The following is a 21821-nucleotide window of genomic DNA, read 5'->3' as shown; positions in this document are numbered from 1 at the left end:
ATTATGTACTTTATGAACAAAATAAAATAAATTTACTAAAATTGAAATCAGTTGCATAAATCAAATATAATTTAAAATGTAAGATAGTTAAATTTTTTACAAACTCTCAACGAAGGAGGATAATATGAAATACTTAAGAAAAATAGGAGTTTTTTTATTAATTGGACTAATGATATTTGGTATGACAGCATGTGGATCAAAAAAAGGTAACACTTTTACAGGTGAAGCTAAAGGAAAGAACGGAACAATTAAAGTAGAAGTGACAATTGACAATAAAGAAATCAAGAAAATTAAAGTTGTCGAAAATCATGAATCAGAATTTACTAAAGATACATTTAAAAAAGTTATTGATAGCATAATTGAAGCAAATAGTGCTGATGTAGACACAGTTTCAGGTGCTACTTTAACAAGTTCAGCAATTATTGCAGCAGTAAAAGATGCAGTAAAAAAATCAGGTATAGAATTAACACCTAAGAAAAGTAATGGACAAGCTTCTGCTAAAGCAGAAAATACGTCAACTGATGTTGTAATTATAGGAGCAGGTGGTGCTGGTCTTACAGCAGCTATTCAAGCTAAAGAAGACGGTGCTAAAGTTATATTAATTGAAAAAAATGCAGTTGTTGGAGGAAATACTAATTTTGCAACTGGTGGTTTAAATGCAGCAGGAACAAAATATCAAAAAGAAAAAGGAATAAAAGATAGCGTTGATTTATTTTACAAAGATACTATGAAGGGTGGAAAAAACAAAAATAACCCTGATTTAGTAAAATTATTAGCTGAAAAATCAGCTGAAACTGTTGAATGGTTAACTGAAAGAGGAGCTGACTTAAGCGACGTTGGAAGAATGGGTGGAGCTAGTGTAAATAGAACACATAGACCTACAGGTGGAGCAGCAGTAGGTGCTCACTTAGTTAAAGTTCTTGATAAGAAAGCTAAAGAAGTTGGTGTTGAAATAAGAACAGAAACTAAAGCTATTGAATTATTAGCTGAGGGTAACAAAGTAAACGGTGTAAAAGTTCAAGATGCAAAAGGAAATAAATATGAAATAAATGCTAAAGCAGTAATATTAGCAACAGGTGGTTTTGGAGCAAATCAAGATATGGTTGTAAGTTATAGATCAGAGTTAAAAGGATTTGGAACTACTAATGGACCAGGAGCTACAGGAGATGCTGTAAAACTTGTAGAAAAATTAAATGTTGAATTAGTTGATATGAAAGAAATACAATCACATCCAACAGTAGTACCAGGAAAGAGCAAACTTATAACAGAAGCAGTTAGAGGTAATGGTGCTATATTAGTAAATAGAGATGGTAAGAGATTTATAGATGAATTACAAACAAGAGATGTTGTTTCTAAAGCTGAATTAGAGCAAAAAGGTAAAACAGCATACTTAATTTTCGACCAAAATGTAAGAGAAAGTTTAAGTGCTATAGAAAAATATCACAAACTTGGATTATTAACAGAAGCTAAGACAGTAAAAGAATTAGCAGATAAAATAAAAGTAAATGCTGATGAATTAGAAAAAACAGTAAAATCATACAATGGATTTGTACAAGCTAAGAAAGATACTGAATTCCAAAGATCAAATATGAAAACTGAATTAAATAAAGCTCCATATTATGCAGTAGAAGTTGGACCAGCTGTACACCATACTATGGGTGGACTTAAAATAAACACTGATGCTAAAGTTATTACTAAAGATGGTAAAGTAGTTGAAGGTTTATTTGCAGCAGGAGAAGTTACTGGTGGAGTACACGGTGCAAACAGATTAGGTGGAAACGCAGTGGCTGATATAACAACTTTCGGTAGAATAGCTGGTAAAAACGCAGCAGGTTTAGCAAAAAAATAGTTAAAAATAATTATAAAAAACATCTTAAACTTTTAAGTTTAGGATGTTTTTTTATTATTAAAGAAATTATAAATTTTTTGAAAGGTTTTTTTATCAAATATGTGTATTTGTCCTATAGAATATTCGGAATATACTTTTAATTATGAGTACTGTATAATATAAGTATCATTTCTATACTTCTAAGTATTATAATTTCCTAATATATAACTTAACTTTTGCAGTAAAAAATACTGTTTAGAACTTGTTACTTAGGTAAAAGGTTTCTAAGCAAGATATCATTTCCCGTAGCGGATATTTTTCACCTGCAAAAAGTTGAATAACTTAATTTTTATAGGACAAAAATATTCTTTAATATGAGGTGTTAAATGAAAATAAAAGATTTATTAGATTTAAAAGAAGGAGAAATTGTATCTATTGTAGGGGCTGGAGGTAAGACTTCATTTATGTTTTCTTTGGCAAAAGAATTAAGAGAACAAGGAAAAGTTTTAGTTACTACTACTACTAAAATTTTTGTACCCCAAAAAGAACAATATGATTTTTTAGCTATTGGTGAGAGTAATTTTAATAAGGTTAAATTACAAAAATATAAAGGTATTTATGTTTTTGGAGCACATATAAATTTAGAAAATAAAATTATTGGTTTAAGGTATGAAATGTTGCAAAGACAATTAACACATTTTAAATATATATTAATAGAAGCGGATGGTTCTAAAGGAAAACCTATAAAGGGATGGAACGAAAAAGAACCTGTTGTGTGGGAAAATACAGATAAAACTGTTGGAATTTTAAATATTGAGGCATTAGGAAAAAAAATTAATTCTCATAATGTTCATAGAGAAGAGCAATTCATTAAATTAACTAATTCTAGAATAAATGATTATATAAATATAAATCATCTAAAATGTTTAATTTTTAACAAAAATGGATTATTCAAAAACTCATGTGGAGAAAAAATACTATTTATAAATAAGGTTGAAGAAGAAAATAAAAAAATATTAGCAAGAAAATTGCTAAAAATAATTGTAGAAGAAAATAATAATTATTTAGATAAAATAATTATTGGAAGTTTAAAGAATCAAGAGTATTATTTAGCTTTTAATTCAAAAAATGAAAGGTGTGATACAAATACTTAATGCTATTATAATGGCCTCTGGTTATGGAAAAAGAATGGGTGAAAATAAACTTTTGCTTTCTTATAAAGGTAAAAGTTTAATAGAGTGGATTATTGAAAAAGTTCTAGAAAGTGAATTCTCAAATAGGATAGTAATTGCTAGAGATAAGTATGTAATAGATTTAGTAAGGAAAAAAGGCATAAAGGTCGTTGTTAATGAGAAAGCACATCTTGGAAAAAGTGAATCAATAAAATTAGGAATAGAAAATCTCCCATTAGCACAAGGATATATGTTTTTTACAGCTGATCAACCATTAATAAAGAGAAGTACAATACAAAAATTAATAGATAATTTTAAACAAAATAAAGATTTCATAATAGTTCCTAAGTACAAAGATAAAAAAGGAAGTCCTGTTATATTTCCTAATAAATTTGTAGATGAACTTTTGTTATTAAAAGGAGATAACGGTGGCAAAATAGTTATAAATAAACATATGGATAAGGTAAAGTTTGTAGATATCAATGAGGGGTATGAATTATTAGATATAGATACAGTAGAAGATTATAAAAAGTTAATCTTATTAGGTGATAACTCAACTTTCGCAGGTGAAAAATAGCCGCTACGTGAAATGATATTTTGCTTAGAAACCCTTCACTTCAGTAACAAGTTCTAAGCTTTACTCATATTGAAAAAAGATTTTTTAATTAATATTCCGTAGGAATCAGTAATTAAAAAATAACTTTTATCAAATTCGTAAAGCTAAGAACTTGTAAACTTTGTTCAAATGTTTCTTACGCAATATATCATTTCCCTTCGCTAAGCAGTATTTTTTTACTGCGAAAGTTGAAGTGATAATTAGTTGATGCAGAAAATTATACAGATCAGTTTGTATTACAAAAGTTGAGTAAAAACCTATTTAAGGAGTGAGAGAATAATGTTAGATGAAGTTGTTGTTGTAAGAGGTGGTGGAGATATAGCTTCAGGAACCATACAAAAACTTCACAGGAGCGGATTTAAAGTATTAGTACTAGATGTTAAAAAACCAACATCAATAAGAAGAAAGGTATGTTTTAGTGAAGCTATTTATGAAAAGCAAGTAATTATTGAAGATATAAAAGCTGTTTGTGTAGATAATGCTGATGATGTAAAAAAAGCATGGAAAGATGGATCAATTCCTGTAGTTGTAGATCCACAAGGGAAATATATTGAATTTTTGAAACCAGAAATAGTAATAGATGCTATACTAGCTAAAAAAAATTTAGGCACAAATAAAGATATGGCACAAATAACAATAGCCTTAGGCCCTGGATTTGAAGCAGGTAAAGATGTAGATATAGTTATTGAAACAATGAGAGGTCATAATTTAGGAAGATTAATTTTTAAGGGAAGAGCAATGAATAATACAGGGATACCCGGAAATATAAATGGATATTCTAAGGAAAGAGTATTGTATAGTCCAAGTGATGGAATTATAAAAAATATCTGTGAAATTGGAGATAAGGTTAAAATGGGTGATGTAATAGCCTACGTAGAGAAAATTGAAGTAAAAGCATTAATAAATGGAGTGTTAAGAGGTATTATAAGAGATGAGATTAAGGTTTTCAAAGGAATGAAAATAGGAGATATAGATCCAAGAATTACTGAAGAAAAAAATTGTTTTACGATTTCAGATAAAGCTAGGAATATTGCTGGCGGAGTATTAGAGGCAATATTATATCTAAAACATAAAAAATTTAATAAGTAGGTGAAAGATTATGGATGAGAAGATACTAAAGAGGATTTATGAAAGTTTAAATAAAGGAGAAAAGGTAGCGCTAGTTACAGTGACTAATTCACAAGGATCTACTCCTAGAAAAAGAGGAGCTATTATGGCAGTATGGGAAGATGGTAAAATACTTGGTTCTGTGGGTGGAGGTAAAATTGAGTATGAAGTTATAGCAAAAGCTGTAGAATGTATAAAAAAAAGTGAAGATAGTGAGTTTGACTATAAGTTAAATGAAAGTGGTAATTTAGGAATGCAGTGTGGAGGGCAAGCTAAAGGATTTATAAAAATATTTAATCCGAGGCCAAAATTAATTATAGCTGGTGGAGGACATATAGGTCAGCAACTTTTTAAATTGGCTAAGATATTAGATTTTTATACTGTAATTTTAGATGATAGAGAAGAATTCGCAAATAGTGAAATATTTGAAGGTGCTGATGAAGTCATAGTAGGAGATATAGGATTAAAACTTTCAAATTATAAGTTAGAAGAGGATACATATGTAGTTATTGTAACTAGAGGGCACAAGAGTGATGAAGGAGCTTTAGAAGCGGTAGTGGGAAAGAAAGCTAATTACATAGGTATGATCGGAAGTTCTAAAAAGATTTTACATATTATGAATAACTTAATCGAAAAAGGAATATCAAAAGAAGCTTTACAAAAGGTTTATGCACCAGTAGGTTTAAACATATCTTCACAAATGCCAGCAGAAATAGCTTTTGGAATTATGAGTGAGATACTTCTAATAAAGAATAAAGGATCATTAGAGCATTTAAGAGATATAAAGAAGATTAATTTGTAATATAGATATTAGCAACTTAACTTTCACAGCTTAAAAATAGTCGCTACGGGAAATGATATCTTGCTCAGAAATCTTTCGTTTTAAAGATAATTAATAGTTAATAATGAATAATTAATAGTTAAGGAAGTTTTGCCTTAGGGCAAAATAACTAACATATAATTTAAGATTTTTGCTAAAGCAAAAATCAACCTTTATTATTAATTATTAATTATTAATTGATACTAAATGTTTCTTACGCAATATATCATTTCCCTTCGCTAGACAGTATTTTTAAAATGGGAAAGTTGAGTGAGTAATTTAATTTTTGCAGGACAAAAATCTTATATTTATATGGGGGATACACATGAAAAGAAAAATTTTTTTAGGTATATTTATTATTGTTGCATTATTTGGATTGATAGGTTGTAGTAGTAATAAAGAAACAAAAGAGATAACTATAAGTGCGGCAGCAAGTTTAAAGGAACCTATAGAGGAGATCAAGAATGTTTTTGAAAAAGAAAAAAATATAAAGTTAAATATAAATATTGGTAGTTCAGGAGCGCTTCAAAAGCAAATTGAACAAGGAGCTCCAGTAGATGTATTTATATCTGCAAGTAAAAAACAAATGAATGCATTAAAAGAAAAAGATTTAATAGATAAAAATTCAGAAAAAGATATGTTTACTAATTCGTTAGTATTAATAGTTTCAAATAGTTATAAAAAAGATATAAAGTCTATTGATAAGTTAAAAGGTAAAGATATAAAAATAGCAATTGGAGAAACTAGTACTGTACCAGCCGGACAGTATGCTAAAGAAGCTCTTCAGAATCTAAAATATTGGAATGAGTTTAATAATAAATTTGTTTATGCTAAAAATGTAAAAGCAGTATTAAATTATGTGGAAAAAGGCGAAGCTGAAGCAGGTATTGTTTATTATACTGATGCTGTTAATTTAAAAAACAGTTATGTAGCTTATAAAGTTCCACAAAGTAGTCATAAAGAAATAATATATCCATCAGCTATTTTATCACAAAGTAAAAATAAAGAATTAAGTAACGAATTCATAAAATACTTAAATAATAAAAAGTGTAGGGATATTTTGAAAAAATATAATTTTGAAGTTAAGGAGAATTAAATTAGTATGGTTATAGATTCTGTTTTTATTTCATTGAAAATAACATCTATGGCTGTAATAATTAGTTTTTTCATTGGAATAGGATTAGCTAGAATTTTTACAAAATATGAAATTAGGGGAAGTAGGATATTGGAAGCATTTATTATATTACCTTTGTTTTTACCGCCATCTGTAGTAGGATATATGCTTTTAATATTTATTGGGAAGAAAGGAATATTAGGATCCATATTATATAAGTATTTTAATATAAGTTTAATATTTAGTTGGAAGGCAGCAGTATTAGCAGCATTTGTAGTATCTATTCCCATAATGTATCAAAGTGCTAAGGGTGCGTTTTTAAATGTAAATCCTATATATTTAGAAGCTGCAAGGGTTATGGGTGCAAATGAATGGCAAATATTTTGGAAAATAACTGTTCCTTTAAGTATAAAAGGTATATTAAGTGGTTTAATACTCTCATTTGGAAGAGCGTTTGGTGAATTTGGAGCTACTTTAATGGTAGCAGGTAATATTCCAGGAAAGACTCAGACTATACCAATGGCTATATATTATGCTGTAGAAAATGGTGACAAATTTACTGCAAATACGTTGATGTTTATAGTTATATCTATAAGTTTTACTATTATATTTATATTGAATTATGTTTTGAAATCTAAGAATACATATTAAAGGTTGTTCAATAACTGATTAGTCTAAGTTTTAACTGATTTTGTATTGCAACAATATTATAAGTTTGCAGCAGTTAATGAGGCACATTCATCTTATTTTATTGAAAATTATCTTGATAGATATTGTTTTGAAGTAGGAAAACTTCCTAAAGATGCAAAAATAGAAATAAAAGTAATAGCTTTAGCAGAATAGTGGTCATTTAAATATTTATGTTGAATTTTTACTTTAGCTAAAGTTTAAAAATATTTATTTAAGGATTAGTAGTACTACTTAACTAATCTTTTATGAAAAAAAATACCTCGCTTTGATAAAGTGGATATGGTTTCGCTAGCCAATCCAAAATCAAAGGAGGTATTATCCAATTGGATAATAATAATTCATCACATACAAAGAAAATATACAAGATATCATTTCCCGTAGCGACTATTTTTCACCTGCGAAAGTTGAGTTAATTAATAATTTAAATTTTGAATTTATCTAATTGTTGATTAAGTTTCATAGCAAGTTCATTTAGTTTGTCAGCAGAATTAGCTACTTCTTCAACTGCTGCAGTTTGCTGTTGTATTGAAGCTGTAACTTCTTCGGAGGAAGCTGCTGTTTCTTCTGAAATTGCAGATATATTTTCAATAGAAGATACTATTTCGTTTTTATCTCCATTCAATTCATTAATAGATTGAGTTATAAGTTGAATTTTTTCTGTAATGTTTCTTATAGAAGAAGAAATTTTATCAAAAGAAGCATTAACTTCTGTAACAGCACCAGTTTGTTCATTTGTAATTTGTTTAACTTCACTCATTATTTGTACAGTGTTTTTACTGTCAGTTTGAATATTTGAGATTATTTGCTTAATTTCATCAGTTGCAGAATGAGAACCTTCTGCAAGTTTTCTAATTTCATCAGCAACTACTGCAAAACCTTTACCAGCTTCACCAGCTCTTGCAGCTTCAATAGAGGCGTTTAATGCCAATAAATTAGTTTGTTCTGAGATAGAATTTATAGTATCAAGTATGGAACTTATGCTGTTAACTTTACTGTCCAATTCAATTATTGCAGTTTCAATTTTATTGATAGCTTGTTCATTAGAACTTGTTTTACTATCTAATTGATTTATAACTTTAAGTCCATTCATATTTGTAGCGTTTACTGCATTAGTAGCAGACTCCATTTCTTTTGAGTTATTTGATAAAGTATTAAATTTTTCAGATAAACTATAAGTAACCTTAACACCTTTTTCTGCATCAGAAGCTTGCTCAGTAGCACCTTTAGCTATTCCTTCAACAGCTTGTGAAATTCCTTCAGCTGAAGCACTAGTTTCTTCTGCAGTAGCTGCTAGAGTTTGAGAAGAATCTGTTAATTCTAAAGACACAGCTTTTACATTATCTAGTAAGTTTCCTATAGATTCAAGCATAACATTGAAGTCTTTTGATAGTTCACCTATTTCATCACTAGATTTTACATTACATCTTACAGAAAAGTCTCCTTGTTTAACTTTTTCCATATCTTTTACAAGAATTTTAATAGGTTTTGTTAATTTATTTGCAAAGACTATTGTTATTAAAATACCTATGATTAAAGTTAATAGGCCAACAGTTACAGCAAGATTTAATATTTTACTAGCACTTTCATCAATTTCATCAGTATACATAGAACCAACTATATTCCAGCCTACTTTATCAAGTTTAGTAAATGCTGCAAATTTATCTATTTTAGTTCCATTCTCGTCCCATTCATATTCTAAGTATCCTTCTTTTTTTTCTTTTGTAGCTTTTAAAATTTCTTTTGATGGTAGAGTTTTTAATATAAGATCTTTATTTTTATGAGTTATAACTTTACCAGAATTATCCACTATAAGTATGTATCCCTTTTTACCTATTTTAATAGAATTTATTTCTTTTGATAAGGCATCGAGAGGTATATCTATAGCTAGTACTCCAATAAAATCATTATTATTGGAAGAATTATAAACAGGTACGGCAGCTGTTATGACTAACTTATCAGTAAATGCATCTTTATAAACATCAGTCCATATAAGTTTATTTTCTTCAACTGCTTTTTTATACCATGGCCTAGTAGTAGGGTCATAGTCTTTTGGAAAATCAGATGCTGGATACATGTGCATATTCTTATTTTTAGTACCCAAATAAATAGATAAAATATTTTCATGTCCTTTCATGAAGGCTTGTAAATTTTTTACCATCCAGGATGAGTATTCAGGATGTGATATGATTTCTTGTATATTAGCTTCATGAGACATTTGTTTTAGTGCATCTTCATAGTTTTTTAGATAATAAGATATAGTGGATTTATTTTGTTTTACCATTTCTAGTGTAGAGTTTTCAAGATCTGATTTTAGAATATTTCTAGTTTTAAAAGTTGACATTATACCTAAAACAGATAACGAAGTAAAAACCAATAAAATACACATTGTTATCAATTTGAATTTTATTCCTTTTTTAAAAGATAAAGTTTTGAAGATTTTCATAAAAAGTTTTGTACTCCTTTCTAGTTAATTGATTTTATTTAGTTATCGACAAAAAAGCGCATTACTTTATAAAATATCTTAAAGTTATACATAAAGTTACATATATTTTTTATGGAATCATTCGATTATATTTACTTTAGAAGAAAACATTAGGTACAGTTCTTGTTAAAAATATTGGGGACAGTTCATTAAAAATTTAAATATTAACAATATAAATATAGGTATAAATTATTAAAGAATAAATATAAATACTTGGGGACAGGTAATTAAAAAGTATATGGATATAAGCCATAATTCATTATTGAAAATTTAAATTCTAAAAATATAAATACAAATCATTAAAAAATAAATAAAGAGAAGTAATTAAGAAATATTAAAAAAGGGGGACAGGTAATTAAAAAAGGAAATTATTAATCTTGTAGATATAAGAAAAAGGAATAAAAAATTTATTATTATAAACTCAACTTTCGCAGGAGAAAAAGACCAACTTCTCCTTGATATAACAAGGCAAAGCAGTAATAAAATTGTCTATTATTGAGTCGATAAGCTCCTTAGAAAGAAGAAGTTTTTCAGATAAAACATTTTTTAAAATATCAATAATGATACGCATTACTTCACAAAATTGGATATCTTGAAGTTCATCACAACATTGATAAAAAAATCCACCAATAGTTCGTACATCATTATTTTTACGATTTTCTAAAGCAAGCATGATATATCTAGTAAAAACTATAGACGTATGAGAAACCATGGAATCATAAGAACGTCCTTGAAACTCTTTAACAAGCTTTAAAAAAGATTTATTCATTTTGAAAAAAACTTCTATATCCCAGCGTTTACCGTAAATTCTTATGATTTCATTATCGTCTAAAGATATATCAGTAGAAATCAAAGCAAGCCAGTTTCTTTTTCGATTTCTATCCCTTACAAATACAATTTTTGCTTTTACTTCATTGCCATTTTCATCAGAACCAATACCTACAATTACAGAAGAAAGAATTTTAGCTCTACCGCGTTTCTTTTTTAAACTAGCATAAAGTCCTTTAAGATTTAAAAGCTTACCATTGTAATTGTAGTAAACCCTTGGCATTGCTTTAACCATAGCAATAGTATTAAGTTTAAGTTGTAAAATTTGTATAAGAATTTTGGGATACGTAAACCAGCTATCAAAAAGAACATATGATGCAGGAATTTTATATTTAGCAGCTTGTTTAAGTAAACACATCATAGCTGAAGGTGATTTTAAAATAGCCTCCTTACGGAGTTTAGCACCATTAGTTCTTTTATCAATAGATTCATTTTGAGGGCAAATTCTATTTTTCTCTTTTTCAGAAGAAAGAAGAGTAAATCCAAGAGGCAAAAAAGTATTACCGTCTGACCAACCAAGTGTAAGAAGGCGAAAGCCTTTGACAAATTTTCTTGTAACGTGATCATGAACATTTGCAAGGAGTTCAACAGATTTACTTCTATTTCTACTATACAAAGAATCATCTACTATTAAGACATTTACTCTATCTTTAGATGTAAGCGGAATGATTACATTTCTGATAATTGATGAAGAAAGTATGAGTAAAAATTTTCTCCAATTAAAATTAGGAGAATTAAGGAACCTATAGATGACATCTTTTGAAAAGTTGATATTCTTTTTACTCTCAAAAGTACGAAAAAGATTTTTACCTGTGAAAATAAGAGTAAATATATATTTAAATACTGTAATACAAGAAAAACCTTTTTGCTTTGAAAAATTACATTTTCTAAGAATAGATCCAATTTTGTTATCTTTAAAAAATCTATTTATAGTAAAATTCAGTTGTTTATCTTTGTTATCATTTGGTATAATAGTGTTCATAAGAAACATTCCTTTCTTTGGTGTTATGTTTTTAGCAATTCTATTATACCAAAAGGAATGTTTCTTTGCTTTATGCGTTTATTTTACAGGCTTTCGCCTTATTTTTTATCTGCGAAAGTTGAGTTATAAAATAAGTATTAAATAGGAATTGAGTTGTCTCTGAAGTATTACCACATATAGAATTTTGTAGAAAATATAATGATATAATGATAATATATTATAGGAGAGTTTATAAAAGGAGATTTTATTTGATATGAAAAAGAAATTAACAATAAGAGATATATTATGTATTTTGATAGTAAGTATTATTGTTTTATTTATTTTTATACATAGACATCAATTAAGACATATAAATATTCACCGTGTTATAAGATATATTAATCGATCAGGTGAACTTGCATTCTGTTCATTTATTGCAATATATGCTCTTAAACCAATAGTGTTAGTTATTCCATCAGCAATGCTATCTGTAGTAGGTGGAGTAATTTTTGGACCAATAAAAGGGTTTGTTTTTAATATGATAGGTTTTTTTCTTTCAGGAACTTTAGCATTTTTCCTATCAAGATTTTTAGGAAGATCTTTTGTTGAAAGAATACTTAAGGGTAAAATGTTAAAGTTAGATTCAAGTATTGAGAAAAATGGTTTTAAAATAATATTTTTTCTAAGACTTCCACCTATACTACCTTTTGATCCATTAAGTTATACTTGTGGATTAACAAAGATAAAATATAGAGATTTTATGATAGGTTCATTGTTAGGAGTTATACCAGAGACAATATGTTATTCATATATGGGATGTGATTTACTTAGAAAACCTTCTATTAAAATAGTAATACCGATAATTATAGTGGCTAGTATAACTATGACTATTTCATGTATATTTAACAAAAGAAAAAAAACTTATATTACTAAAAAAACTGAAATGAAAGATAGTCAATAAAAATATATTTAAAGTCGTACAAATAAAACAATACAAGTTGGAGAATTCAATGTTATGTAATTGATTTTAATAAAGGATATTTAATTTAAAGTAAGTTTATTTTAATTAAATATCCTTTAAATTTATAATTGACAAAATAAATTATGTAAATTATTATATGAGTATACGTGAATATAATCATATTTGTAAACTAATAATATGTATCTAATATAATGAAGATTGTTTACGGAGGTTGATAGTATGAAACCAAAAGTAGCATTTATATGTGTCCACAATTCATGTAGGTCTCAAATGGCAGAAGCATTAGGAAAGATATTTGCAGTGGATATCTTTGAATCATATTCTGCAGGCACAGAGATAAAACCACAAATTAATCAGGATGCTGTAAGAATAATAAAGAAACTGTACGAAATTGATATGAATGAAACTCAACGTTCAAAATTGCTTGAAGATATACCTAAAGTGGATATTGCAATAAAAATGGGTTGTAATGTTGTTTGTCCATTTTTACCAGCAAAGCATATAGAAGATTGGGGCTTGGAAGATCCTACTGGCAAGAGTGATGAGGAATTTATTAAAATAGCAAAAATAATTGAAAAAAAGGTTAAGGAATTATCAGAAAGAATAAGAAAAAAAGAAATAATTTTATAATATGTTATATAAAAATTCAGAAGTTTAAAATCAGAAAATGATTATAAATTTCTGTTTTTTTATTCTAAATATTAAAAATAAAGAATGCTAGTTTTAATATTTAAATTAACTGTCCCCATATTATTTTATTCAGTTAAAGGAAATAAGTGCTAAAATGAAGTATGAACTAAGTTTGTTTTCAAGGAGATGACCAAATTGAAATTAGGAACGTTATGTTACATACAAGATAAAAACAATGATAAAACTCTTTTACTTCACCGTGTAAAAAAGCAAAATGATATGCATGAAGGTAAATGGGTAGGTGTAGGTGGAAAATTAGAACAAGGAGAAACACCAGAGGAATGTATAATTAGAGAAGTTAAAGAGGAAACTGGTTTAACTATAAATAAACCAAAATTAAGAGGAGTTATGACTTTTCCAAAATTTAATGATAATGAAGATTGGTATGTATTTTTGTTTACATCCAATAAGTATGAAGGTGAACTAATAGAATCAGATGAAGGAAATCTTAAATGGATAGATAACTCAAAGGTTTTGGATATGCCTTCCTGGGAGGGGGACAGGATATTCATTAAGTGGTTATTTGAGAATAAGGAATTTTTTTCTGCAAAATTTATTTACGAAAATGGAAATTTGATAAATCATAATGTAGAGTTTTATAAATCATAATAATATATTTATCATAAAAAATTAAATTGGAAAATGTATTTAAAATTTTAGAATAAAGGGACAGTTTATTAAAATTAAAAAGAATTTAATGCAGAGAATCAGTTAGCTTTTAAATAATTACTTGAATGCATATTCTATAATAAGTTAAGGATGAGATATTTTTTTGTAATATTAAGAGAAAATATAGCTTGTCCTTATTTTCTATAAAACAAAATAACAAGTAAGGTAAAATTTTTGAAATTATTCTAAAATCATTATTTCCATAAAATTTTTAAATTTTATAATTAAGTTCAGATAAAGGTTATTTAAAAAGTATAAATTAATTTAATATAAAAATTTCAACTAATTAGTTTAAATAATATAAAATTTAACTTTTAACTAGTTTTTGAATCAAGAAAATCATTAATAATATTTTTGTATTTATCATCTTTCAGCACAATATCAATACCCATAGAACAAAGCGTAGAAACACGTGATTGAGTTATGTTTCCAAGAATTTCGCATATATCCTTGTCTTCTAAACAGCACAAACATTTTAACATAAATACATATAAAGCCTTATTTTTTGTATTACATCTTTTATTTTTTAAAACAATTTGCCATTCAGGCATACCAGTGTATTTAGAAAGAAAAGCTAATATTTCCTCAGGACTAAAAGATCTTTTTATAATATGTCTTTCACTTCTATATTCAGTTTTTTCATCTTGAAATTCAGCACTTTTTTTAAGTAGTTTATCAGTACAACGAAATACTAATTCTGAATAAGCTTTTCTAGCTTTTTTTACATTTGTATTAAAAAATTGCATAATATAATCTTCATCAAGAATATTAAAAGGATCTTTTCTTAATCCTAAATATACTCCTAAACTTGAATATTTATATTCTTCTATGCAATTTCTATATTTTTTTATATCTTTAGGATTTTTGTGAATATAAGCGGAAAGGGTTAATAGATAAGAATCAGCATCTACTAATTTACTTTTGAATCTGTCACGAAAAACATGTCCTTTCCTTTTATGACCATTTCTTTTATGGGCGTTATTATAATATTGGGCATAAGATTGATTTACATCATGCATAAATTGGCTAACGTCAGCTCCATTAGAATCAATTAATAAATGGCCATGGGTGGTCATAAGACAATAGGCATATACCTTGAAATGAAACTTAGTTTCATATTTTTTAATAAGCTCCATATATTTATTTTTATCTCTATTATTTTCGTACAAATGAATTTCACTTACTCCATTAAATATTATGTGATAAATTCCATCTTCAAGTTTAATTCTAGCTGTTCTGCTCATAACAATCTCTCCTTTATTAATATTTTTATTTAAGATTATTGACAAAAGTAATGAAGAATAATCAATTTTCAATTAGAAAAAATTATTTTAAGATTGATCTGTCCCTTTGATTTCTTTAAGATTTGCTTAACTAATAAATGAACCGTCCCCAAAAAAATGTTGCAAAACGTTTACAAAAGGAGTAGTATATAGTTAACCGGTTAAGTAAACCGTTTTACTAAAAGGAGAGAGTAGTTATGAATAAGATATGCGTTTTAGGTAGTATGAATATGGATATGGTTTTAAAGGTAAAAAATATGCCTAAGGTTGGTGAAACGATTTTATCAAAGTCTATGGAAAAAATTCCAGGAGGAAAGGGAGCCAATCAGGCAGTAGCAGCTAAAAGAAGCGGTGCAGAGGTTTATATGATTTCTAAAATTGGCTGCGATGAAAACGGTTTAACTCTAACAAAAGAACTTGAAAAAGACAGTATAAATACAGAATATATTTTTAAAGATAATAAAGAGCCTACAGGCACAGCTATAATAACTGTAAATGATGCTGGAAATAACTCTATAATAGTTGTTTCAGGTGCTAACATGACAATAAATTCAGAAGAAATTAAAAGTACAGAAAAGCTTATAAATAATTGTGATATTGTAATTTCACAATTTGAAACTCCTGAGGATATGACAATACAAGCTTTTAAATTAGCTAAAAAGCACAACAAGATAACAATATTAAATCCAGCTCCAGCAAAAAAAATAAAGGAAGAATTACTTAAATATACAGATATAATAGTTCCAAATGAAACAGAGGCGTGTGTACTTACAGGAATTGAAGTTAAAGATTTGGAAACTGCAAAATTAGCAGCAGAGAAATTTATAGAAAAAGGTGTTAAATGGACAATTATAACATTAGGAGATAAAGGAGCTGCAGTGATATCCAAAGACACAGCTGATATAGTTCCAGCATATAAGGTTGATGCTATTGATACTACAGCCGCAGGAGATAGTTTTATAGGTGGCTTTAGTTCAAAAATAGATGTAGGAGAATTAACAAAAGATAATGTAGTGCAATCAGTTGAATTTGGAAATAAGGTGTCATCTATAGCAGTTCAAAGAGAAGGGGCACAACCTTCTATACCTTATTTAAAAGAAGTAATCCACACATATGAAGTATAAAGTAAGATATGAAAAAATATAGTTTAAATTATAGTAAGGCTAGTGGCAAAAATTTAAAAAATATCTTAGTTTATCAATTGAGGAGGACAAATAAATGAAAAAGACAGCATTGTTAAATAGTGAAATATCAGAAGTAATTTCTAAAATGGGACATACAGACAGCATAGCTATAGGAGATTGTGGTTTACCAATACCAAATGAAACTAGAAGAATAGACTTAGCTCTTATAAAAGATCTTCCAAGATTCATAGATACTTTAAAGGCAGTTCTTCTTGAACTTCAAGTAGAAGAAGCAATAATTGCTGCAGAGACAGAAGATGTGAATCCAAAGATGTACGAAGAAATAAAAAAGAATTTAAAAGATGTAAAAATAAATTTTGTATCTCATGAACAATTAAAGAAAATGTTAAAAGAGTGTAAGGCAGTAATAAGAACAGGCGAACAAACTCCATATTCAAATATAATACTTAAATCTGGAGTTGTTTTTTAAAGGAGGAATGAGAATGAATAAGAAAATTCCTATGTTGAATATGAAAGGCATATCCAAGTCTTTCCCAGGAGTAAAAGCTCTTGAAGATGTAAATCTTACTGCATATGGTGGAGAAGTTATGGCTCTTATGGGAGAAAACGGTGCAGGAAAATCTACTCTTATGAAAATATTAAGTGGAGTCTATAAAAAAGACGAAGGTGACATATTTGTAGAAGGTAAAGAGGTAGAAATAAAGAGTATAAAAGAAGCAGAAAAATTAGGAATTACCATAATACATCAAGAATTAAGTGTTATTCCTAGTCTCACTGTTGCAGAAAACATATTTTTAGGTAATGAAAAATTTGATAAATTTACTAGAAAGATAAACAAAAAGCTTCTTATAGAGAGAAGTAAAATGTTTTTGGAGCAAATCGGATGTAATATAGATCCAAATACTTTAGTAAGAGATATAAATGTTGGTGAAATGCAAATGATAGAAATAGCTAAATCTCTTACTAAAAATTCAAGAATAATAATAATGGACGAGCCAACTACAGCTCTTACTGATGTAGAAACAAAAAAATTATTTAAGGTTATAGATAATCTTAAGAAAAAAGGATTAGCAATAATATATATATCACATAGAATGGAAGAAATTTTTGAAATTTGTGATAGAGTTACAGTTTTAAGAGATGGAAAATATGTTGGAGAAGAAATAGTGAAAGAAATAGATAATGATAAGCTTATAGCAATGATGGTTGGCAGAACTATAGAAGATCAATTTCCTTATAGAGAAGAGAAAAAAGGAGACGTTATTCTTAAAGTTGATAATTTAAGTTATGAAAATAAAGTTAAGAATGCAACTTTTGAAGTTAGAGCTGGTGAAATTTTAGGGGTAGCTGGTCTTATGGGTTCAGGGAGAACAGAACTTGCAAAGACTATATTTGGTGGTTACAGACATAATAGTGGAGAAATATATGTAGAAGGTAAAAATGTACATATAAAATGCCCTAAGGATGCAATAAATAATGGTATATGTTACTTGTCAGAGGATAGGAAAAAAGAAGGTTTAGTTTTATCAATGTCTGTAGCAAAAAATATAACATTAAGTAATTTAGAAAAATATGAAACAAAGATAAAAAGTTTAAATAAAGCCCAAGAATCTAAAGATGTAGAAGAATATATAAAAAAATTAAAAGTAAAAACCCCAAACAAAGAGCAACTTATTAAAAATCTCAGTGGAGGAAATCAGCAAAAGGTTATATTAGCAAAATGGCTTTTATTAGCTCCAAAGGTTCTTATAATAGATGAACCAACAAGAGGTATAGATGTAGGTGCTAAAAAAGAAATTTATGAACTTTTAAATCAATTAAAGTCCATGGGAAAAGCAATTATAATGATATCTTCAGATTTGCCAGAGGTACTAGGAATAAGCGATAGAATCATGGTTATGAGTGAAGGCAAAATATCAGGAGAATTGTCTAGAGATAAGGCAACACAAGAAGAAATAATGAAGTTAGCAGTAGGAATGAATTAAGATAAATTAACATTGAAGAATTATAAAAATAAAAAAATATAAATTGGGTAGTAAGAAATGAATTGACGCGAATTAATACCAAAGAGGAGGCGTAATTGATATGCAAGAAAGTGTAAAGAAAAATTTGTGTAAATATAAATCACTTATAGGATTTTTAGCTTTATGCATAATAATATCAATAATAACACCAAGATTTTTGACTTTAGCAAACATAACAAATGTGTTAACACAAATTTCTGTAAATGCAGTTATAGCAGTAGGTATGACTTTTGTTATATTAACAGGAGGAATTGATCTTTCAGTAGGATCTATATTAGCTATAAGTGGTGCTTGTGCGGCATCAATAATTAAAACTTCAGGTAATGTATTTTTAGCAATTTTAGCAGCGGTAGTAGTAGGAGCAGTTGTAGGGTTACTAAATGGTATATTAGTTTCAAAAGGAAAGGTACAAGCTTTTATAGTAACATTAGCGTCTATGACTATATTTAGAGGTGTTACTTATGTATTTACTAATGGTACTCCAATATCAGGATTAGGTGGGACTTTTGGAACTATAGGAAATAAAAAATTAGGATTATTACCAGTACCAGTATTGATAACTTTGATTATAGTTCTAATAGCTTACTATGTTTTATCACAAACTAGATTCGGAAGATATTTGTATGCTTTAGGTGGAAATGAAGATTCTGCAAGACTTTCAGGGATAAATACAGATAGGATAAAAACTATAGTATATGCAGTATCAGGTATAGCAGCAGCAGTAAGTGGTGTTATAGTTACAAGTAGAATAGGTTCAGCATCTCCAAATGCAGGTTCAGGTTTTGAACTTGATGCTATAGCAGCAGTAGTAATAGGTGGTACAAGCCTTTCAGGAGGAGAAGGAAGCGTAATAGGAACAATAATAGGTGCTTTAATAATAGGAGTTCTAAACAATGGACTAAACTTAATGAATGTATCCCCATTCTATCAATCTATAGTAAAAGGTGCAGTTATACTTATAGCAGTATTAATAGATAAGAAATCTAGAAAATAAGGGGACAGCTCTTAAAAAGTTACATAGTTGTATGAACTAGTAGTTAAAAAATAGGACAGGAGGAAATGTATTATGAAGAAAAGAAGTTTGAAATTTTTGGCATTAGCATTAACATCAGCACTTATGGTAGTAGGATTTACCGGTTGTGGAGAAAAAAAATCAGCAGGTAAAAACAAAATAGGTATGGTAGTTTCAACATTAAACAATCCATTCTTTGTATCTATGAAAGAGGGAGCTGAAAAGAAAGCAAAAGCTTTAGGTTATGAACTAGTAGTATTAGATTCTCAAAATGACCCTGCAAAAGAAAGATCAAATGTAGAAGATCTTGTTCAACAAGGAGTAGGAGCAGTTCTAGTAAATCCAACAGACAGTGATGCTGTTAAAAACGCTATACAAGTAGCAAATGACAGTGAAATACCAGTTATTACATTAGATAGACAGTCTAACGGAGGAACTGTAGCATGTCATATAGCTTCTGATAATGTTAAAGGAGGAAGCATGGCAGCTGATTTCATACTTGATAGTTTAAAAGATAAGAAAGAAATAAAGATAGTTGAACTTCAAGGTTTACCAGGTGCTTCAGCTACAAGAGATAGAGGAGAAGGATTTCATAAAGTTGTAGATGGAAAGTCTAATATAAAAGTAGTTGCAAGTCAACCAGCAGATTTTGATAGACAAAAGGGCTTATCTGTTATGGAAAATATAATTCAAGCAACTCCAAAATTTGATGCAGTATTTGCACATAATGATGAAATGGCTCTAGGCGCTGTAAAAGCTTTAAAGGCTGCAAATAAAAATGTTATAGTTGTAGGTTTTGATGGAACCGGAGATGCTAAAGATACAGTTAAAAAAGGAAATATGGCAGCAACTATGGCTCAACAACCATCAGTTATGGGAGAAATGGGTGTAGATAATGCAGTTAAGATTATAAAAGGAGAAAAAGTACAATCTAAGATACCAGCTGAGTTAAAGGTTTTCAAAAAATAAAATAGCTTAGTAAAGTTATGAGAAACTTTCTTTATTGCAGATATAAAATATAAAATTTAATAAAGAGTTTCTCATAATTTGTTTTTTAATTAATATATAAAATTGATTATGGTATAATAATGACAATAAATTTATTTGGGAGGAAGTTATGGCTAAGGCAACATTGACAGATATAGCAAAGCTAGCAGGGGTTTCAAAGACCACTGTATCTATGGTTCTTAATAATAAAGATATAAATGTAAGTGACTCAACTCGTGAGAAGGTATTACAAACAGCTAAAGAGTTGAATTATATACCTAATACTATAGCGAGAAGTTTAAGTACTAAGAAAACACAAACTATAGGAGTTATACTTCCAGATATAGAAAATCCATTTTTTGCTGAAATGGTGAAAGCTATAGAGGATACAGCAGAAAAACTTAACTATAACGTTATACTATGTAACTCTTATAATAGTATTAGAAAAGAAGAAGAAATACGTTAAACTTTTAATAAGTAAGTTAGTAGACGGAGTTATCTTTGTATCAGGAGGAAATAGTGAAGAAAATTTGAAAATACTTGATGATAATAAGATTCCTTTTGTTATAGTAGATAGGTATGTAGAGTCTTATAAAAAATATAGTGGCGTATTTTGTTCAAATAAAGATGGAATTGAGATTGGAGTAAAATATTTATATAACAAAGGTAAAAGAAATATTGCTTTTGTAAAAGGACCAAGTAACTTAAAAATATCAAATCTTAGATTTGATGCTTATGAAAACATTGCGCAAAAACTTGATATATATGATAAAGATTTAGTTTTTGAAGATAAGTTTACTATAAATGGTGGTCTTCTAAGTACGGAAAAAATATTAAAATTAGGCAAGAAGGTAGATGCTATATTTTATAGTAGTGATGTTATGGCTCTTGGTGGTATGAAATTTCTTTTAAGAAATGGATATAAAGTACCGAGGGACATATCAGTATTAGGTTATGATAATATAAATATATCAGTACTTTTAGAACCAGAACTTTCTACTATAGGACAGCCAATATATAATATGGGCGAAGAAGCTTGTAAACTTATAGTGAATATAATAAATGGAACAGAAAAAGAAAATAAGGTTATATATTTAAAACCGGAACTCGTTGAAAGAGATACAGTACGATAACAAAAAAGTTCTAAAAAGAATACAGTGAAATATTGAAAAATTTGAATATTTAAACAAAAACTATGCTTTTTTAGGCATAGTTTTTGTTATTTGTGAGCCCAAAATGGGTGCATATTGACTGTTGAAGCTCGATAGAAAAAATCACCTGTCCCCACATCTGTTTATTTAATTAACTATATTTATACATAATTTTATGAATAATAATCCATTAAATATAAATAATATCAAAAAATAAATTATTTTAGGAAAATTGGTTATATTTTATACAATTATGTTAT

The 21821-nt window shown here is 28.0% G+C and carries 19 protein-coding genes and 1 pseudogene; 17 read left to right on the top strand and 3 right to left on the bottom strand.

The window, feature by feature from the left end; all coding sequences use genetic code 11:
• The first annotated feature begins 124 nt into the window (after positions 1-124).
• The 8 genes from ACFIJ5_RS16035 (at position 125) to ACFIJ5_RS16000 (ending at position 7500) form a co-directional block, all read left to right on the top strand.
• Complete coding sequence (locus tag ACFIJ5_RS16035) at positions 125-1849, top strand: flavocytochrome c (RefSeq protein ID WP_379808805.1); 1725 nt, start codon at positions 125-127, stop codon at positions 1847-1849.
• A 365-nt stretch (positions 1850-2214) separates the two neighbouring features.
• Positions 2215-2982 (top strand): selenium cofactor biosynthesis protein YqeC, encoded by a 768-nt coding sequence (gene yqeC, locus ACFIJ5_RS16030; protein ID WP_379808803.1) that lies wholly within the window; start codon positions 2215-2217, stop codon positions 2980-2982.
• Positions 2975-3577 (top strand): molybdenum cofactor cytidylyltransferase, encoded by a 603-nt coding sequence (gene mocA / locus ACFIJ5_RS16025; protein ID WP_379809629.1) that lies wholly within the window; start codon positions 2975-2977, stop codon positions 3575-3577. Before yqeC ends, mocA begins: the two co-directional genes overlap by 8 nt.
• 318 nt (positions 3578-3895) lie before the next feature.
• The gene (gene yqeB / locus ACFIJ5_RS16020; protein ID WP_379808801.1) at positions 3896-4705 is read left to right on the top strand and encodes a selenium-dependent molybdenum cofactor biosynthesis protein YqeB; all 810 of its coding nucleotides are present in this window, start codon (positions 3896-3898) and stop codon (positions 4703-4705) included.
• Between the two features lie 10 nt (positions 4706-4715).
• Positions 4716-5525, top strand: coding sequence for an XdhC family protein (locus ACFIJ5_RS16015; protein WP_379808799.1), 810 nt, complete (start codon positions 4716-4718; stop codon positions 5523-5525).
• A 343-nt stretch (positions 5526-5868) separates the two neighbouring features.
• A complete protein-coding gene (modA, locus tag ACFIJ5_RS16010) occupies positions 5869-6639 on the top strand; it encodes a molybdate ABC transporter substrate-binding protein (RefSeq protein ID WP_379808797.1) in 771 nt (256 codons plus the stop codon).
• Positions 6640-6645: 6 nt separating this feature from the next.
• Positions 6646-7308 (top strand): molybdate ABC transporter permease subunit, encoded by a 663-nt coding sequence (gene modB / locus ACFIJ5_RS16005; RefSeq protein ID WP_379808795.1) that lies wholly within the window; start codon positions 6646-6648, stop codon positions 7306-7308.
• A 45-nt stretch (positions 7309-7353) separates the two neighbouring features.
• Positions 7354-7500, top strand: coding sequence for a Rid family hydrolase (locus tag ACFIJ5_RS16000; RefSeq protein WP_379808793.1), 147 nt, complete (start codon positions 7354-7356; stop codon positions 7498-7500).
• 268 nt (positions 7501-7768) lie between these two features.
• Here the strand turns inward: ACFIJ5_RS16000 and ACFIJ5_RS15995 are convergent, their stop codons facing one another.
• Both ACFIJ5_RS15995 and ACFIJ5_RS15990 read right to left on the bottom strand, forming a co-directional pair.
• The gene (locus ACFIJ5_RS15995) at positions 7769-9790 is read right to left on the bottom strand and encodes a methyl-accepting chemotaxis protein (protein WP_379808791.1); all 2022 of its coding nucleotides are present in this window, start codon (positions 9788-9790) and stop codon (positions 7769-7771) included.
• Positions 9791-10250: 460 nt separating this feature from the next.
• Positions 10251-11639 (bottom strand): IS4 family transposase, encoded by a 1389-nt coding sequence (locus ACFIJ5_RS15990; protein WP_379802854.1) that lies wholly within the window; start codon positions 11637-11639, stop codon positions 10251-10253.
• 253 nt (positions 11640-11892) lie between these two features.
• On the opposite strand from ACFIJ5_RS15990, the gene ACFIJ5_RS15985 reads away from it, so the two are divergent.
• The 3 genes from ACFIJ5_RS15985 (at position 11893) to ACFIJ5_RS15975 (ending at position 13899) form a co-directional block, all read left to right on the top strand.
• Complete coding sequence (locus tag ACFIJ5_RS15985) at positions 11893-12579, top strand: TVP38/TMEM64 family protein (RefSeq protein WP_379808789.1); 687 nt, start codon at positions 11893-11895, stop codon at positions 12577-12579.
• A gap of 240 nt (positions 12580-12819) precedes the next feature.
• Positions 12820-13230 (top strand): arsenate reductase/protein-tyrosine-phosphatase family protein, encoded by a 411-nt coding sequence (locus ACFIJ5_RS15980; RefSeq protein ID WP_379808787.1) that lies wholly within the window; start codon positions 12820-12822, stop codon positions 13228-13230.
• Positions 13231-13425: 195 nt separating this feature from the next.
• A complete protein-coding gene (locus tag ACFIJ5_RS15975; protein ID WP_379808785.1) occupies positions 13426-13899 on the top strand; it encodes an NUDIX hydrolase in 474 nt (157 codons plus the stop codon).
• Positions 13900-14273: 374 nt separating this feature from the next.
• Here the strand turns inward: ACFIJ5_RS15975 and ACFIJ5_RS15970 are convergent, their stop codons facing one another.
• Positions 14274-15203 (bottom strand): transposase, encoded by a 930-nt coding sequence (locus ACFIJ5_RS15970; RefSeq protein WP_379808783.1) that lies wholly within the window; start codon positions 15201-15203, stop codon positions 14274-14276.
• 236 nt (positions 15204-15439) lie between these two features.
• On the opposite strand from ACFIJ5_RS15970, the gene rbsK reads away from it, so the two are divergent.
• From rbsK to ACFIJ5_RS15940, 6 genes and pseudogenes are all read left to right on the top strand, one after another.
• Positions 15440-16366, top strand: coding sequence for a ribokinase (rbsK, locus tag ACFIJ5_RS15965; protein WP_379808781.1), 927 nt, complete (start codon positions 15440-15442; stop codon positions 16364-16366).
• A 94-nt stretch (positions 16367-16460) separates the two neighbouring features.
• On the top strand, positions 16461-16856 hold the full coding sequence (gene rbsD / locus ACFIJ5_RS15960) for a D-ribose pyranase (RefSeq protein WP_379808779.1): 396 nt from the start codon (positions 16461-16463) through the stop codon (positions 16854-16856).
• Positions 16857-16869: 13 nt separating this feature from the next.
• Positions 16870-18372, top strand: coding sequence for a sugar ABC transporter ATP-binding protein (locus ACFIJ5_RS15955; protein WP_379808777.1), 1503 nt, complete (start codon positions 16870-16872; stop codon positions 18370-18372).
• Positions 18373-18472: 100 nt separating this feature from the next.
• Complete coding sequence (locus ACFIJ5_RS15950; RefSeq protein ID WP_379808775.1) at positions 18473-19405, top strand: ABC transporter permease subunit; 933 nt, start codon at positions 18473-18475, stop codon at positions 19403-19405.
• Between the two features lie 72 nt (positions 19406-19477).
• The gene (rbsB, locus tag ACFIJ5_RS15945) at positions 19478-20392 is read left to right on the top strand and encodes a ribose ABC transporter substrate-binding protein RbsB (RefSeq protein WP_379808773.1); all 915 of its coding nucleotides are present in this window, start codon (positions 19478-19480) and stop codon (positions 20390-20392) included.
• Positions 20393-20540: 148 nt separating this feature from the next.
• Positions 20541-21543 (top strand): annotated as a pseudogene (locus tag ACFIJ5_RS15940) (LacI family DNA-binding transcriptional regulator).
• The last annotated feature ends 278 nt before the right edge of the window (positions 21544-21821 follow it).

This window comes from Haloimpatiens myeolchijeotgali (genome assembly GCF_042688525.2).
Classification (GTDB): Bacteria; Bacillota; Clostridia; order Clostridiales; family Clostridiaceae; genus Haloimpatiens.
The sequence above is the reverse complement of the archived record's forward strand: the minus strand, read 5'-3'. Positions and strand labels throughout refer to the sequence as shown.